This is a genomic window from Streptomyces sp. NPDC104313 (assembly GCF_055583985.1).
In genome coordinates, this window is sequence record NZ_JBVJMW010000016.1 from 39685 (window position 1) to 54864 (window position 15180).

13 protein-coding genes and 2 pseudogenes are annotated in these 15180 nt (G+C 72.1%); 4 read left to right on the forward strand and 11 right to left on the reverse strand.

Annotation, left to right across the window (positions count from 1 at the left end; all coding sequences use genetic code 11):
* Positions 1-234 precede the first annotated feature (234 nt).
* The 4 genes from fxsA to ACZ60Q_RS29700 form a co-directional block, all read right to left on the reverse strand.
* Positions 235-843, reverse strand: a complete 609-nt coding sequence (fxsA, locus tag ACZ60Q_RS29685; protein WP_469640635.1) for an FxsA family membrane protein — start codon at positions 841-843, stop codon at positions 235-237.
* 120 nt (positions 844-963) lie between these two features.
* Positions 964-1731: a polyprenol monophosphomannose synthase gene (locus ACZ60Q_RS29690; protein WP_469640637.1), complete on the reverse strand. Its 768-nt coding sequence runs from the start codon at positions 1729-1731 to the stop codon at positions 964-966.
* Positions 1732-2302: 571 nt separating this feature from the next.
* Positions 2303-3949, reverse strand: a complete 1647-nt coding sequence (locus ACZ60Q_RS29695) for an amidohydrolase (protein ID WP_469640639.1) — start codon at positions 3947-3949, stop codon at positions 2303-2305.
* Between the two features lie 68 nt (positions 3950-4017).
* Positions 4018-4458: an Lrp/AsnC family transcriptional regulator gene (locus ACZ60Q_RS29700; protein WP_215111217.1), complete on the reverse strand. Its 441-nt coding sequence runs from the start codon at positions 4456-4458 to the stop codon at positions 4018-4020.
* 202 nt (positions 4459-4660) lie between these two features.
* On the opposite strand from ACZ60Q_RS29700, the gene ACZ60Q_RS29705 reads away from it, so the two are divergent.
* Positions 4661-5059: a hypothetical protein gene (locus ACZ60Q_RS29705; RefSeq protein WP_469640641.1), complete on the forward strand. Its 399-nt coding sequence runs from the start codon at positions 4661-4663 to the stop codon at positions 5057-5059.
* Positions 5060-5482: 423 nt separating this feature from the next.
* Here the strand turns inward: ACZ60Q_RS29705 and ACZ60Q_RS29710 are convergent, their stop codons facing one another.
* Positions 5483-6655: an acyl-CoA dehydrogenase family protein gene (locus ACZ60Q_RS29710; protein WP_469640643.1), complete on the reverse strand. Its 1173-nt coding sequence runs from the start codon at positions 6653-6655 to the stop codon at positions 5483-5485.
* A gap of 452 nt (positions 6656-7107) precedes the next feature.
* Between ACZ60Q_RS29710 and ACZ60Q_RS29715 the strand changes: the two are divergent.
* Positions 7108-7611, forward strand: a pseudogene (locus tag ACZ60Q_RS29715) (glycoside hydrolase family 18 protein); the annotation flags it as partial.
* An 88-nt stretch (positions 7612-7699) separates the two neighbouring features.
* On the opposite strand, the gene ACZ60Q_RS29720 reads toward ACZ60Q_RS29715, so the two are convergent.
* Positions 7700-9058, reverse strand: coding sequence for a peptidase C39 family protein (locus ACZ60Q_RS29720; RefSeq protein WP_469640645.1), 1359 nt, complete (start codon positions 9056-9058; stop codon positions 7700-7702).
* Positions 9059-9244: 186 nt separating this feature from the next.
* Here ACZ60Q_RS29720 and ACZ60Q_RS29725 point away from each other — a divergent pair, with 186 nt between their 5' ends.
* Positions 9245-9874 (forward strand): uridine kinase family protein, encoded by a 630-nt coding sequence (locus tag ACZ60Q_RS29725; RefSeq protein WP_469640647.1) that lies wholly within the window; start codon positions 9245-9247, stop codon positions 9872-9874.
* 358 nt (positions 9875-10232) lie between these two features.
* On the forward strand, positions 10233-12161 hold the full coding sequence (locus tag ACZ60Q_RS29730) for an AAA family ATPase (RefSeq protein WP_469640752.1): 1929 nt from the start codon (positions 10233-10235) through the stop codon (positions 12159-12161).
* A 47-nt stretch (positions 12162-12208) separates the two neighbouring features.
* Here ACZ60Q_RS29730 and ACZ60Q_RS29735 read toward each other — a convergent pair.
* From ACZ60Q_RS29735 to ribH, 5 genes and pseudogenes are all read right to left on the reverse strand, one after another.
* Positions 12209-12583: pseudogene (locus ACZ60Q_RS29735) on the reverse strand (CNNM domain-containing protein); the annotation flags it as partial.
* Positions 12584-12881: 298 nt separating this feature from the next.
* A complete protein-coding gene (locus ACZ60Q_RS29740; RefSeq protein WP_469640649.1) occupies positions 12882-13352 on the reverse strand; it encodes a PH domain-containing protein in 471 nt (156 codons plus the stop codon).
* Between the two features lie 39 nt (positions 13353-13391).
* Entirely contained in the window at positions 13392-14240 is an 849-nt protein-coding gene (hisG, locus tag ACZ60Q_RS29745; RefSeq protein ID WP_469640650.1) for an ATP phosphoribosyltransferase, read from the reverse strand.
* 91 nt (positions 14241-14331) lie between these two features.
* Entirely contained in the window at positions 14332-14604 is a 273-nt protein-coding gene (locus tag ACZ60Q_RS29750; RefSeq protein ID WP_469640652.1) for a phosphoribosyl-ATP diphosphatase, read from the reverse strand.
* A 35-nt stretch (positions 14605-14639) separates the two neighbouring features.
* The gene (ribH, locus tag ACZ60Q_RS29755) at positions 14640-15125 is read right to left on the reverse strand and encodes a 6,7-dimethyl-8-ribityllumazine synthase (RefSeq protein ID WP_469640654.1); all 486 of its coding nucleotides are present in this window, start codon (positions 15123-15125) and stop codon (positions 14640-14642) included.
* Between the last annotated feature and the right edge of the window lie 55 nt (positions 15126-15180).

The following is a 15180-nucleotide window of genomic DNA, read 5'->3' on the forward strand; positions in this document are numbered from 1 at the left end:
CCCCCCCCCCGCGGGCCCCCCCCCCCCCCCCCACCCCCCCACCCCCCCCCCCCCCCCCCGGGCCCGCCCCCCCCCCCCCCCCGCCCCCCCCCCCCCCCGCGGCTCTTCGGCATGGACCGAGGCATTCGCCCGATGACACGGCCCTGAAGGGATAAGACCTGAAGGGATGCGCCCTGGAGTGGGACGGCTCTGACGGGGACGACTCCCCGTTCGCGCCCTGACAGGAGCCGCCTGTCAGGGCGCGAGAGGCGGGCGGGGGTCCCGGGGGTCGCCGTCGGGCCCGGAGGGCGCCTGGGAGCCGTCCTCGCGGATGACCTCGCCCTGGACGACCTTCCCGTCCGTCCGGCCCATCCTGGCCTGCTGAAAGGCGTCCGAGAGGCCCCCCGGCGTCGCGGACCGCATACGGCGTTCCAGCGAGCGCTCCGCGTACCGGCTGATCATAGTGCGCACCGGCGGCACCAGCAGGATCAGTCCGGCCGCGTCCGAGATCAGACCGGGGATCAGGATCAGCAGTCCGCCCAGCATCAGCAGCCCGTTGCCCCGGGAGCTCTTGCCGCCCGCGGGGGCGGCCGGCGGCATGACGGGAGCACCGGGCCGGCCCGGCATCTGCTGGAGAGTCTCGGTCAGGTTCTTGAAGGCGCGCCGGCCGGCGCTCTTGATGACCACGGCGCCGAGCACGGCCCCGGCCACCAGGATCAGCAGGACGATGAGGCCGCCCGCGGCCGAGGCGACCAGGGTCAGGAGCCAGATCTCCAGGACCAGCCAGGCGGCCAGGGCCGGCGGCAGGAATCTACGGGCGCGCGAGCGCCGGGGACGGGTCGGGGGCGGAGTGCCGGTCGTCATGTCCCCAGTGTGCCTGTGCGGGAGTGCAAGCGGCGTAAAGGGGGTGATCACGAAGCCGGTCGGGCGGTGCCCTCGTTCGCCGGTCCGGACCGGAGCGGCCTCGTTCTCCGGTCAGGAGCGTCAGAGGGTCTTGCGGCCCAGGACCTTGTTCGCCCGGGAGGTGATACCCCAGCCGGTGACCCGCCACAGCGCCTCGACGAGGATGTCCCGGCTCATCTTGGAGTCGCCGATCTCCCGGTCGACGAAGGTGATGGGGACCTCGACCACGTGATAGCCCGCCTCGACCGCGCGGCGCGCGAGATCCACCTGGAAGCAGTAGCCCTGCGAGGCGACCTCTCCCAGCCCGAGGCCGTCGAGCGTCCCGGTGCGGAAGGCGCGGTAACCGCCGGTGACGTCCCGGACGGAGAGACCGAGGGCGAGCCGGGAGTAGAGGCTGCCACCGCGCGAGATCACCTCACGGCTCTTGGGCCAGTTGACCACACGGCCGCCCGGCACCCAGCGGGATCCGAGGACCAGGTCGGCGCCCTTGAGCGCGGTGAGCAGCCGGGGCAGCTCCTCGGGCTGGTGGGAGCCGTCCGCGTCCATCTCGACGAGCACGCCGTAGCCGTGCTCGGAGCCCCAGGCGAAGCCCGCGAGGTAGGCGGCGCCGAGCCCTTCCTTGCCCTTGCGGTGCAGAACATGGACCCGGTCGTCGGCCGCGGCGATCTCGTCGGCCGCCTTGCCGGTGCCGTCGGGGCTGTTGTCATCGGCCACCAGGATGTCGGCATCCGGAACGGCGGTGCGCACCCGGTCGACGATCGGCCCGATGTTCTCGACCTCGTTGTAGGTCGGGATGATCACCAGAACCTTGCCGAGCGGGCCGAACTGCCTCTGACCGCCGTCGTTCACTACTGCCCCTTAGAGTCCGTACACAGGAGGACACCATATCCAGCGCACCGCCGTCGGACTTCGACGCGGTCGCGCGGGCATGTGGCGTGGCGCGGACAGACCCGTGGAACTGCGGACAGAACACGGGCCCCGACACGGCGGGACCCCCTGGGAGAAACGTCGGAACTTCGGATCGGGGCCCGGCGCCCTTCGGGCCGACCTGGGGCCCGCTGGCTGCGGGTCGACCGAAAGCCGTTGTCTACTGAACGTCCGGGCCCCACCCGGGTCCCACCCTCCGTCCGGCTGAAACCTTCCCTCGCCCCCGAGGCGCGGGCGCTGAACCTGGCTGTCGGCGGTGGTGGGCCGGTGCGGCACACCACCTCATGACTCAGCGGCGTTCGACGACTGCGTGAAGGTTTAACCGGACGGACGTCCTGTGGTGGACCCGGCCGAACCTACCGGCCCGTGGGCGCTTTCTGTCAACACCCGTGCGACCTGCGACTTTTTCCGATATTGCCTGGTCAGTGCGGAAGGGCCGCAGGTCGCGGCCCAGCGATCAGGCCATCGATCGGCGGTACGAAATGTCCCGACGTCACTCGTTCGGTCGCACGTAGACAGTTTGTCCGAAGACCACGGTCCGCAGGCAGACGGGAAGGTCGGCCCCAGGGGTGAGATCCGGCAGGCCGGGCGTGCCGGACCGGGGGTCGGTGGACCATCGGGCGACCCGGTCGTCGGGGGCCTGGACCAGCAGTTCGGCGGTGCGCCAGACCGCGTAGTCGGCCGGGGCGCCGGGCACCAGGAGGCCCGCGTCGTCGCGGCCGACGGCCCGCCAGCCGCCACGGGTGTGCGCGGTGAACCCGGCGCGGACCGAGATGCGGTGCTCGGGGGTGCGGTGGTGGGCGGCGGCCCGCACGGTGCCCCAGGGGTCGAGCGGGGTGACCGGGCTGTCGGAGCCGAAGGCCAGCGGCACTCCGGCACGCAGCAGCGCCGCGTACGGGTTGAGGGTGGCGGCCCGCTCCGCGCCGAGACGCTCGGCGTACATCCCCTCCGGACCGCCCCAGGCGGCGTCGAAGGCAGGCTGGACGGAAGCGGTGAGGCCCAGTTCCGCGAAGGCGGCGATCGTCTCGGGGGTGAGCATCTCGGCGTGTTCCACGCGGTGACGGGCGGCCCGGATCCGTTCGAGGCCCAGCGTCCTCGCGGCGGCTCTGATCCCGTCCACCACGGCGGTGACCGCGGCGTCGCCGATGGCGTGGAAGCCCGCCTGGAGGCCCGCCTCGGTGCAGGCGGTGACATGGGCGGCGATCCGGGCGGCGTCCAGGTGGGCGGTGCCGGTGTGCGGGTCGTCCGCGTAGGGCCGGTGCAGGCAGGCGGTGTGCGAGCCGAGGGAACCGTCGACGAACAGGTCGCCGGCGGCGCCGATCGCGCCCAGCTCGCGGATGCGCCGGGCGTCCCTCCCGTCGGCGATCTCCTCGGCCCAGAGGCCGAGGACGCGCGGTCCCGGCCGCTCGGCGGCGAGGGCGAGGAGGGTGGTGAAGTCCTCCTCGTCGGAGATCTCCGGGCCCCCGCACTCATGCACGCTGCCGATGCCGAGGGAGGCGGCGTGGTCGAGGGCGGCCCGCTGCGCGGCGGCCCGCTGGGCGGCCGGGAGGGCGCTGTGGGCGGCGGCCCGTACCGCGTGGTGGGCGTCGCCGGTGAGTGGCGCGTCGGGGTGGTAGCCGGTCATCGCGGTGACGCCGGGGACGAGGTCGAGCAGGGCCGTCGTGACGACCGCGGAGTGCACGTCGATCCGCGGCAGGTACAGAGCCCGGCCGCCGGCCGCCTCGTCGAGTTCGGCGCGCGAGGGGTGCCGCCGCTCGGGCCAGCGGGCGGCGTCCCAGCCGTGTCCGAGCAGAACGTCCCCGGCGGGGCGCCCGTTCGCGAACGTGCGGACGAGGCCGAGGGCCTCGGACAGCTTGCGGGCGCCGGAGAGGTCGAGCCCCGTCAGGGCCAGGCCGGTGGCGGTGGTGTGCACATGGGAGTCGGTGAACGCCGGAGTGACCAGGGCGCCTTCGAGGTCGACCACCTCGTCCACGCCGCTCGCGAAGGCGTCGGCGGCCCCCTCGGACCCCACCCAGGCGACATGTCCGCGTTCGACGACCATCGCGGTGGCGAACGGGTCGGCGGGGCTGTGGACGTCTCCGCCGCGCAACAGCACGGTGCGGTGTTCGGGGGCGCTCTGGGGGGCGGTGCTCTGGCTCATGGGACCAGTCTCGCGCCTGTCGGCCGCCGCCAGGCCCCCGGCCCCCTCCGGAGCGGGCGGTCCGCCGCTCAGATACGCGGGGGCCGGGCCTCGTACGGGGTGGACAGGACGACGGTGGTCCGGGTGGACACGCCGGCGAGCGTGCGGATCCGGGTGAGCAGGTGTTCCAGCTCCAGCGGGGTCGCCACGCGCACCTTCAGGATGTAGTTCTCGTCCCCGGCGACGCTGTGGCAGGCCTCCAGTTCGGGCACCCCGGCGAGCCGTTCGGCGATGTCGTCGGGTGCGCTCGGGTCGAACGGCTTCACCGAGATGAACGCGGTGATGGGCAGCCCGACGGCCTCGGGGTCGACGACCGCGGCATAGCCGCGGATCACCCCGCGCTGCTCCAGTCGGCGGACACGCTGATGAACCGCCGAAGTGGACAGGCCCGTGGCCTTGCCCAGGTCGGTGTAGCTCATCCGCCCGTCCTTGACGAGCAACTCAACGATCTGACGGTCCAGCTCCTCCATGTGGATCAACCTATGGCCCCGGGCACCGCTCGGCCCAGTCGCGCGGGTCACGGATCGGCACCGGCGGGGCCGCATGTGACGAATGCCACAGGTTCATGGGTCGGTAGCGGGCCACCCCGCGGTTATCGGCGATGCGCGGCGGGAAGTGCTTGCTGTGGTCGAGGCCGTGGCGCCTTGTCGGCCCACCCGAGGGGGGAATTCCATGCACAGCCTGAAGCTCACCGAACGTACCGAACCGGAGCCTGTTGATCCGGACGACGACGGTAGCGCCGACGCGTACGACATGTTCGAGATGGTCCGGGTGATCTGCCCGGACTGCGCCCAGCCCATCGCGCTGCTGGCCGACGAGGACGTCCTGCCGGAGCACGCCCGGTGCCCCACGCCATGGAATCCCTTCGTCCTCACCGGCTGCGCCGGAACCGGCCGCGACGTGAGCGACGCCCGGCCCGCGGACGAGACGCTGGAGCTCCAGGAGCAGGAGGCGGGGCTCCTGTTGACCCTCCCCCAGGGACTCGACTGGCGGATGCAGCCCTTCTCGCACGCCGTCGGACCCGGCTCCCGTCCCCTGCGCGCGCCGGTGATGCGGCGCGACGCCGCCTGACCGTACGCCGTACGCCCTGCCCGGCACCACGGCGGCCCGGCCGCCGTGGTGCCCGAGCGGTCCCGCGTCTCTCTGACGCGGGCGGCAGGGGGCGGGCATCCGCGAACGGGAGCTCGAATCGGCGTGGCAGTGACCCCGGCCCGCCCTGCCACGTCGGCCCCGTATGACCACGCTGCGCTCAACAGTCGGTCCGGGTCGCCGCCGTCTCGCCGCACCCGCCTCCGAAGAATCGGTTCCGCGGCCGGGCACACCCGCACAACAGCTGCCCCGCTCCACGGGGACCTCACCCCTGGGCGCCCCGTGGACCCGCCGATCCACAGCGCGCCGCTCAGGCAGTGGGAGTGGGACGGCCGCACCCTGCCGGGCCGCCCGGAGTGGCGCAAGGCCGCGGCACTGCCCCCTGGCCCGAGGCGCCGCTGCGGTTCAGCGCGACTCGGGACCCGCGAGGTGGCGCGCGATGACGATGCGCTGGATCTGATTGGTGCCCTCCACGATCTGGAGCACCTTCGCCTCGCGCATCAGCCGTTCGACCGGGAAGTCGAGCGTGTAGCCGTATCCGCCGAGCACTTGGACGGCGTCGGTGGTCACCCGCATGGCCGCGTCCGTGCAGAACAACTTCGCCATGGCGGCCTGCCGGGAGAAGGGCTCCCCCGCGTCCCGCAGCCGCGCCGCCGCCAGATACAGCGCCCGGCCGGCCTCGATCTGGGTGGCCATGTCGGCGAGCATGAACCGCAGCCCCTGGAAGTCCGCGACGGGGCGGCCGAACTGCCGCCGGTCGGTGGCGTACCGGACGGCCTCGTCCAGGGCCGCCTGGGCGAGGCCGACGGCACAGGCCGCGATGCCGAGGCGCCCGGAGTCGAGCGCGGACAGGGCGATGGCGAAGCCCTGTCCCTCCTCGCCGATGCGCCGGTCGTCGCCTACCCGTACGCCGTCGAAGTGGAGCTGGGCCGTCGGTGAGCCCTTCATCCCCATCTTCTTCTCGGGGAGAGCGGCGTTCAGCCCCTCGGCGTCGCCGGGGACGAGGAAGGCCGTGATGCCGCGGGGGCCCTCGACGCCGGTGCGGGCGAGCACGGTGCAGAAGTCGGCGACGCCGCCGTGGGTGATCCACGCCTTGGTGCCGGTGATGACCCACTCGTCCCCGTCACGCACGGCCTTGGTCCGCAGGGAGGCGGCGTCGGAGCCGGAAGCGGGTTCGGAGAGGCAGTAGGCGCCCAGCAGGCCGCCGGAGAGCATGGCCGTCAGGTGGGCGGCCCGCTGCTCGTCGGTGCCGTATCCGGCCAGGGCGTGGCAGGCGAGGGAGTGGACGCTGACGCCGAGACCGACGGTGAGCCGGGCCGCGGCCAGTTCCTCCAGGACCTGGAGGTAGACCTCGTAGGGCTGGTCACCTCCGCCGTGGGCGGAGTCGTACGGCAGTCCCAGGAGTCCGGCCTCGGACAGGAGGGCGAAGACCTCGCGGGGGAAGACGCCCGCTTCCTCCTCCTCGGCCGCCCGGGGAGCGATCTCCTTCGACACGATGTCGCGGACGAGCGCGACGAGCTGCCGGGACTCCTCGGTCGGCAGACGGCGTTCCACCGGCTGCGGGGCACGGTCGGACATGACGGCGCTCTCCTCCCTGTCAGGCGTTGCGGCGGTCGCGCGCTCGGGGTCGGAGAGGCGCCGCCGGGTGATCTCCCGTGAAGTGACCCGGGAAGAACGGACTGCCCCGCCGATCCTGACCTCCCGGGTCACGGGTGGCACGGTCATCGGCTGTGGCGGGTTGAGTATGCCCGATCGAATGCCTCCCGTCACGGGGGCGACCGCGCAGGCCGGAAGGCCCGCAGGGGCCGTGACCGCCGGTGAATTGGTCCGAACCATCGACCCAACTGGTCCAGTCCTCCTACGGTTCCACCGCACACATATCGTGTTTATGTCAAACAGATGCTCTCGCCCGCAGTCCGGCCCGCACCCCCCACGCACCAGCCATCCCCCACGAGGAGCCACGACGCTCAAACCGCACCGCCCCCGCGCCCGGCTCCGGGCGCTCGCCCGGGCCGCCTGTACGGCGGCCCGCGGGGGCGGCGAAGCACCTCGACCGGTACCTGCCGATGACGTACGACTTCTTCGGCGCCTGGGAGGCGAAGGGGCCGACGGCACCGCACTCCCCGCTGACCTCCTGCCCGGGCATCCCCACGGAGGGCTTCAACTCCGACGCCGCGATCTCCAAGCTGAAGGCGCTGGGCATCCCACCGGAGAAGCCGCTGCTGGGCATCGGCTTCTCCGGCCGAGGCTGGACCGGCGTCACCCGGTCCGAGCCGGGCGGCAGCGCGACCGGTGCGGCGGCGGGTACGTACGCAGCGGGCATCGAGGACTACCGGGTCCTCAAGAACAGCTGCCCCGCCACGCGCAAGGTGACCGGTACGGCGTACGCGCACTGCTGCACCGACTGGTGGAGCTTCGACACCCCGGAGACCATCGGCACCAAGATGAACTACAAGAACGAACAGGCCCTGGGAGGCACGTTCTTCTGGGAGCTGAGCGGTGACACCGGGAACGGCGAACCGATCAAGGCGATCCGCTGGCGTTCACGGGTCGACGGACGGAACGGGCGGGGTGCCGGGCGGCGCCCCGCCCTTTCGCGTGCCCTGCCCCGCACCCACCCGCTCAGACCAGCCCCAGCGACCTCAGTACGCGCCACTGGGACGGCGTCGTCCGGGTCAGCCAGTACACGTAGCAGACCCCACCCGTACCGCTCCTGACATTGCCGTTCGCGTCGTAGCGCTTGGTGCGGAGCCAGATGTCCTCCCATTCGCGCCGCCGGTAGACCCGGCGTACCGCGTCGTTGTCGGGGGACGCGGGGTCGTTGGCGATGACGTCGCCCTCGGGGGTGAAGCCGATGACCGTCATCAGGTGGCCGGCCGTCCCGTATCCGGCGCCGGTCAGTTCCTCCTTCAGGAAGGACTGGGAGGTGATGACGGGGATACCCGCGCGGATCAGCCGCTCCACGTCGGTGAGCGAACCGAGCCGGGTGACGACGGCGTTCAGGTCGCGGTACGTGGCGGCGTAGGCGGCGTTGAACGGCCAGTTGCCGCAGCCCTCGTACTGGTGGTCATAGGTCTGGCGGGCGGCGTGGCAGACCTGGGGGTCGGGCAGGCCGGGCTTGACCCAGGCCAGGTCCTCCGCGGTGGGGCGGCGGCCCCAGTGCTCGATGATCATCTGTGAGGAGGTGGGGCTGCACCACGCCTCGCCGCCGTTGTCGTACTCGGGGTACTGCCCGATGTGGATGTTCTGCGAGTAGCGGGGCACGGGCAGTTCGCGGGCGAGCGCGGGGGTGCTCGCGGGCACGGTGAAGCGGTCGGGCACGTCGGAGGCCATCGCGCCGACCCGCCAGACGGTCGGGGTGAGGCGGCTGCCCGGGGTGCGGTACAGCGTGAGCCGCAACCGGTAGGAGACCAGGCGGACGCCGCTCGCGGGGTCGTCCACCGAGAAGGTGTCCGTCCACACCGAGCCGTACGGATCGCCTTGGCCGTCGAGGGACGTACGGCGGATGTCGCCGTCGCCCGCCGCCCAGCGGCCCATCACGAACCAGGGCGTCGCGGTGCCGTCCGCGTAGACGCCGCTCAGCTCGACCTGGATCCAGGTGCCGGCCGGGGTGCGGGCGTTCCAGGAGGCGATCACCTCGGTGGCGGGGACGGCGGAGCGGTGCACGGAGGAGGTCCAGGTGGCGTAGTCCCAGGCCGCCGTAGTGCCGGTGTGCGGGTCGGTGTAGTCGGTGCGTCCGGCCGGGACGGCGATCACGACGCCGGGCCGGGGCCCCGGAAGCACCCGGGTTCCGTCGCCCGTGCCGCGGCGCCAGTCGGTGCGGGTGTGCCAGAAACGGTTGTCCACGAGGGACTCCGGGGCGGCGGAGGGGTCGGCGGGCGAGGACGGGGCGGCGGACGCGGCGGAGCCCACCGTGCCGGCGGCAGCCGCCGCTGCGAGCGCGGCGGTCAGAACGGTCCTGCGCGAAGTCGGACTGGTCATGGTCGTGACCCCCGGTCGGATGCGGAAGGTGGTCTGCGGGTGCCGTGCGGTGCGCCAACTATCCCGGTTCGCGGCCGGATCGGGCCAGCGGTTCGGCAGTCGCCGCCGGACCAATATGGGTCTGGACCACTGGCGTGACCTGCGGTGGCCCCCGGGTGCCTTCGTGCCGGAACGTACCCTGGAGCCATGGACGACCTGGCCCGCCACGCCGATGAGCTCTCCTCGCTGCCCCCTTCCTGCGGGCCGGTGCGGCTCGTCGCGGTCGACGGGCACGCCGGTTCGGGCAAGAGCACCTTCGCCGCCCGCCTCGCGGTGGCGCTGGGCGGTGCGCCGGTCCTCCATCTGGACGACCTCGCCACGCACGAGGAGCTGTTCGGCTGGGCGGGGCGGCTGCGGGAGCAGGTACTCCTACCCCTCTCGAAAGGCGACAGCGCCCGCTATGCCCCGTACGACTGGACGGAGCGCCGCTTCGGCCCGGCGCGGACCCTGGAGCCGGCCCCGGTCGTGCTGGTGGAGGGGGTCGGCGCGGGACGCCACGAGATGCGCCCGTGGCTGGCGGCGCTGTGCTGGATGGAGCTGGACCGGGAGGCGTCCTGGGAGCGGGGCCGACGGCGGGACGGGACCGGGCTCGCCGCGTTCTGGGACGGGTGGATGCCCGCCGAGGCCCGGCATTTCGCCGGAGATCCCTCACGGCCGTACGCCGACGCTTTGGTACGCCAGTTGCCGGAGGGGTACGTGTGGCTGACGGGGCCCCGCGCGACAGCAGGAGTGAACCGAACCATGACACACGGTAGCCAGGGCGTCCCGCCCTACTGAGCAGTAGGAAATCGGCCCGGAAGTGCCCCAACTCTGCTTGACCGGGGGGCCTTGCTGGTCTTACGTTCTCATTGTGCGGCTTTTCGGAGCCCCCATGGACGCGAAGCCCCCGGTTGTTCCCCCGTGATCGGGGGCTTCGCCCTGTGCTCTCCCCCGCTACCCCGGTGTCCACGCAGAGTGATTCACTCACCCTGGGTCACCGCCGCACGCGTCGCCATCGAGCGGTCGCCTCCCCGCTACGCGGGTACGATGCACCTCGGTGTGGTCAATTCCCTTCCTCCACGCCGTGATTCAGCACGCTCCGGTGGGCATGCTGTGCGGGCGGGACATCCTGGGGGCACGGTTTGTGGGGGACCTGATGGACATCGGCACGCAGGGCGCTGGAGCCCCTGCCGACCTCGCCTGGCTGCGCGGCATGGACGCCTACACGATGGGCGCCTACCCGCAGGCCGAGGAGGAGTTCAGAGCCGCGGTGCGGTTCGATCCGGGCATGGCGGACGGCTGGCTCGGCCTCCATGCGCTCCGCATCGACACCACCACGGCCCTGTTACGCATGTACCGGCACCGCGACCGCTTCGGCGAACAGCGCACACGCCACCGCCGCACCCTCAACTCCTGGTACTGGCTGGGATGGTGGGTGCAACCGGTGTTGGAGAGCCGACGCGATCTGCTGCTGGCGCACGCCTCGCACTGGCTGGACGGACGTCATGTGCCGGAGCTGGACCGGGCGTTGGCCGGGCTGCCACCGGTGGACGCGGATCCGCACGTGCGGTTCCTGCATGCCTGCCGCTCCTATCTGGTCAAGGACTGGGAGCAGTTGGTGCGCTGCACCGAGCAGCTCGTCGACGATCCGATGCTGGGCATCGAGGCGGGTCTGTTCGGTGGGATGGCGCGGGTGCGGCTGGAGATGTTCGGGCAGGCGGAGCCCTTGCTGTCGGCCGCGCTGATGCGCTGCCGCAGCGAACAGCCACAGCGCAAGGAACTGCGCTACTGGCTGGCGCGGGCCCACGAGGGCACCGGGCGCAGCGCGGCCGCCCTGCCGCTGTACCGGGCGGTACACCGGGTCGACCCGGCCTTCATGGACACCTCCGCCCGGCTCGCCGCGCTCGTGGAGGGCGACGGGTACGACGAGTCGGCGGATCTGGCCGCCGTGACCCTGACCGGTTTCGGTTCGGGTGTGTCCGGGACGGGGGCTTCGGGTGTGCCGGGGACGGCGACGCAGCCGGAGGGCGACGCGCTGCTCGGCGCCGATCCGGTGGACGGGCGGGAGTCCTGGCCGGTGAGCGACGCGGGGCTGCTCGGCGACGATCCGGTCCCCGGTCCGCCCACCCCTGTCGAGAAAGTCCGCCGCACCGAGACCCGGAAGCCACCGTCCTTCCCGGCCGGGCCCAGCGATCCGGCCCTGCTCGCCGAGGCGCTGGCACAGCTGGAGCGCATGGTCGGTCTCGAACCGGTCAAACGGCAGGTCAAAGCGCTTTCGGCGCAGTTGAACATGGCCCGGCTGCGGGCCGAGCAGGGCCTCCCGGTCCAGCCGCCGAAGCGTCACTTCGTCTTCTCCGGCCCCTCCGGCACCGGCAAGACCACCGTGGCGCGCATCCTGGGCCGGGTCTTCTACGCGCTCGGGCTGCTCGGCGGCGATCACCTGGTGGAGGCCCAACGGTCCGATCTGGTCGGGGAGTTCCTGGGGCAGACGGCGGTGAAGGCCAATGGGCTGATCGACTCGGCCCTGGGCGGGGTGCTGTTCGTCGACGAGGCGTACAGCCTGGCCAACTCCGGTTACAGCAAGGGCGACGCGTACGGCGACGAGGCGCTTCAGGTCCTCCTGAAGCGGGCCGAGGACAACCGGAACCATCTCGTCGTCATCCTCGCGGGCTACCCGGAGGGCATGGACCGGCTGCTCGCCACGAACCCGGGTCTCTCCTCCCGCTTCACCAGCCGGGTCGACTTCCCCAGCTACCGGCCGCTCGAACTCACCGCGATCGGGAGCGTGCTGGCCGCGGAGAACGACGACGTGTGGGACGAGGAGGCGGTGGACGAGTTGCGCTCGATCAGCGGCCATGTGGTGGACCAGGGCTGGATCGACGAGCTGGGCAACGGCCGTTTCCTGCGGACGCTGTACGAGAAGAGCTGCGCCTACCGTGATCTGCGGCTCTCCGGCTATCCGGGCGAGCTGACCCGGGAGGACCTGTCGACGTTGCGGCTGGCGGACCTGATGCAGGCGTACGGCGAGGTCCTGTCGGGGCGCGGCCCGGTGGGCCGGGGCAAGCAGGAGCCGGGTTCGGTGTGACGCCGCGCCGGGGGGCGTCCGCTCCCGGCGCGACCGTACCTCAGCCCCAGCAGGACGTCGGCGACGGGCCTGCTGCCCATTTCGGGGGCGTCCTCAAGGCGTGTCGCCGCCTCCGGTCCGAGGAGGCCGGCCTGTCCGGAGTCCTCCACGAGCCGGGTGAGCTGCTCGCTGGTGAAGACGGCCTCCACCTCGTCCTTCGGTTCGACGCCGAACAGCCGCAGTACCAGGCCGGCGCAGGCGCCCAGCGCGGTGGTGACCGGACGGCAGAGCCGGGCGAAGGCGACCAGGCCGGGGCTCAGCCACAGCACGGTCCGCTCGGGCGCTGCCATCGCGAGGTTCTTCGGGACCATCTCGCCGATGACCAGGTGCAGGACGACCACCGACGAAACCGCGAGGGCGAAGCCGAGCGGGTGGCTCCGGCCTCGGCGGAATGCCGGGCCAGGGAGACCAGGTCTCCCGGAGTTCGGGCGGAGGCCAGTTCGGCGGTGGGCTCGACGCCCAGGAGCCGCACGAGCCGGTTGGCAGCGCGTCGAGGAAGGTGATCACGGGCCGTAGGAGGGCCGCGCAGGTACTACCGGAGGATCCGTCCCTTGCTGGGGGAAGTCACTCCTCGGGTCGCAGGAGAGGCCCCGCGGGCCCGGGATGGGGCCGTGGAACGGGCGGGGCGGGGCGCCGCCGCCCCGCCGGAGTGGACAGGAAGACCCCGCGCCGGGCAGGGGCTCAGCCGCTGCCCGGGGTGTCGTCGCTTCCGGAGCCGTGCGACTCGGCGAGGGCGCGCAGGGCGCGGGCGTCGCGGATCGCCTGCTGCTTGGCCAGGCCGGGCTGGATGCCGAGGGCGGGCAGGCTCGTTCCGTCGCTGAGGTCGAGGAAGACCCAGGGGTCGCCGGAGCGCAGGTTGACGCGGAGGATCTCCTCCCACGCCAGCCTGCGGGTCAGGGTGAGGTTGACGACGGTGACCCCGGTGTCGTCGGCGGTGACCCTGGGCCTGCTGAGCAGGGCCAGGACACCGAGGAAGAGCGCCGCGACGAAGACGAAGGTGATCCGCTCCCCCGGGTTCAGCCGCTCCAGCATCAGCGCGATGACGGTGATGACGAGGAACATCGCCAGGCCCGTGCTCAGCAGGACCACCCGGGTGAGGGTGGGCCGGAAGGTGACCGGCAGGGTGGGCTGTTCGGGCCTGGGCGCGGACATCGGGTCTTCTCTCGGGGGGTGCGGGGCGGGCCGGGGCCGTCAGAGACGGCAGGCGTGGATGGCCGTGGTGAGGATGGCACGGGCGCCGAGCTCGTACAGGTCGTCCATGATCCGCTGGGCCTCCTTGGCGGCGACCATGGAGCGGACGGCGACCCAGCCCTCGTGGTGCAGCGGGGAGATGGTCGGCGACTCCAGGCCCGGAGTGAGGGCGACGGCGCGCTCCAGGTGCTCGACGCGGCAGTCGTAGTCCATCATCACGTAGGACCGGGCGACCAGGACGCCCTGGAGGCGGCGGAGGAACTGCTGCACCTTGGGGTCGTCGGCGGGGGCGCCGTTGCGCCGGATGACGACGGCCTCGGAGGTCATGATCGGCTCGCCGATCACTTCGAGCCCGGCGTTGCGCAGGCTGGTGCCCGTCTCCACCACGTCGGCGATGATCTGGGCGACGCCCAGTTCGATGGCGGTCTCGACCGCGCCGTCGAGGTGGACGACGGAGGCCTTGACGCCCGCCTCGGCGAGGTGGGCGGCGACGATGCCCTCGTAGGAGGTGGCGATCGTCATGCCGTCGAAGTCCTGCGGGCCCACCGCGGTGCCGGGCTTGGTGGCGTAGCGGAAGGTGGAGCGGGCGAAGCCGAGCTGGAGGATCTCCTCGGAGTCGGCTCCGGAGTCCAGCAGCAGGTCGCGGCCAGTGATGCCGATGTCGAGCTTGCCGGAGCTGACGTAGATCGCGATGTCGCGGGGGCGGAGGTAGAAGAACTCGACCTCGTTCGCAGGGTCGACCAGGACCAGTTCCTTGGACTCCTTACGCTGCTGGTAGCCGGCCTCATGGAGCATCGCCATCGCAGGCCCGGAGAGTGAACCCTTGTTGGGAACGGCGATGCGCAGCATGGGGTCGGCTTCCTTCGTGCGGAGGGAGTGTGCGGGCGGTTTCGCGCTGGTGTCGCCCGGGCCGGGCCCGGGGAACGGCGTGAAGGTCGGCTCAGAGATGGGCGTAGACGTCGTCGAGCGAGATACCGCGGGCGATCATCATCACCTGGACGTGGTACAGCAGCTGGGAGATCTCCTCGGCGGCGGCTTCCTTGCCCTCGTACTCGGCCGCCATCCAGACCTCGGCGGCCTCCTCGACGACCTTCTTGCCGATGGTATGCACGCCCTTGCCCACCAGTTCGGCGGTGCGGGAGGTCGCGGGGTCGCCTTCGGCGGCCTTGAGCTGGAGCTCGGTGAAGAGCTCTTCGAAGGTTTTGTTGGCCATGATGGTCCTCAGAATACGGGGTCGCCAAAGGGCACTCAGCGCCAGGGTTCGCTGACGGTGCGCAGCGTGGCCGCGGTGGCCACGGCGGCGGTGACCGCTTCGTGCCCCTTGTCCTCGTTGGACCCTTCGAGGCCGGCCCGGTCCAGCGCCTGCTCCTCGGTGTCGCAGGTCAGCACGCCGAAGCCGACGGGAACACCGGTGTCGACGGTGACCTGGGTGAGGCCGAGGGTGACGCCCTGGGAGACGTACTCGAAGTGGGGGGTGCCACCACGGATGACCACGCCGAGGGCGACGATCGCGTCGTAGCCGCGTCCGGCGAGCACCTTGGCGACGACGGGCAGCTCGAAGCTTCCCGGGACACGGAGCAGCGTCGGCTCGTCGATGCCCAGCTCGCGCAGGGCGCGCAGGGCGCCGTCGACGAGTCCGTCCATGACCCTCTCGTGCCACTGGGCCGCGATCACGGCCACGCGGAGGTCACCGCAGTTGCGTACGGACAGTTCGGGTGCGCCCTTGCCGCTCATGTCTCTCCTGATGCTGATGCTGATGCTGATGCTGATGCTGGTTGCGGGGTGTTCG

Coding starts and splice junctions, on each gene's coding strand:
- fxsA (WP_469640635.1), bottom strand. CDS start 843: ATGACGACCGGCACTCCGCCCCCGACCCGTCCCCGGCGCTCGCGCGCC.
- ACZ60Q_RS29695 (WP_469640639.1), bottom strand. CDS start 3,949: ATGAGCCAGAGCACCGCCCCCCAGAGCGCCCCCGAACACCGCACCGTG.
- ACZ60Q_RS29700 (WP_215111217.1), bottom strand. CDS start 4,458: ATGGAGGAGCTGGACCGTCAGATCGTTGAGTTGCTCGTCAAGGACGGG.
- ACZ60Q_RS29705 (WP_469640641.1), top strand. CDS start 4,661: ATGCACAGCCTGAAGCTCACCGAACGTACCGAACCGGAGCCTGTTGAT.
- ACZ60Q_RS29710 (WP_469640643.1), bottom strand. CDS start 6,655: ATGTCCGACCGTGCCCCGCAGCCGGTGGAACGCCGTCTGCCGACCGAG.
- ACZ60Q_RS29720 (WP_469640645.1), bottom strand. CDS start 9,058: ATGACCAGTCCGACTTCGCGCAGGACCGTTCTGACCGCCGCGCTCGCA.
- ACZ60Q_RS29725 (WP_469640647.1), top strand. CDS start 9,245: ATGGACGACCTGGCCCGCCACGCCGATGAGCTCTCCTCGCTGCCCCCT.
- ACZ60Q_RS29730 (WP_469640752.1), top strand. CDS start 10,233: ATGGACATCGGCACGCAGGGCGCTGGAGCCCCTGCCGACCTCGCCTGG.
- ACZ60Q_RS29740 (WP_469640649.1), bottom strand. CDS start 13,352: ATGTCCGCGCCCAGGCCCGAACAGCCCACCCTGCCGGTCACCTTCCGG.
- hisG (WP_469640650.1), bottom strand. CDS start 14,240: ATGCTGCGCATCGCCGTTCCCAACAAGGGTTCACTCTCCGGGCCTGCG.
- ACZ60Q_RS29750 (WP_469640652.1), bottom strand. CDS start 14,604: ATGGCCAACAAAACCTTCGAAGAGCTCTTCACCGAGCTCCAGCTCAAG.
- ribH (WP_469640654.1), bottom strand. CDS start 15,125: ATGAGCGGCAAGGGCGCACCCGAACTGTCCGTACGCAACTGCGGTGAC.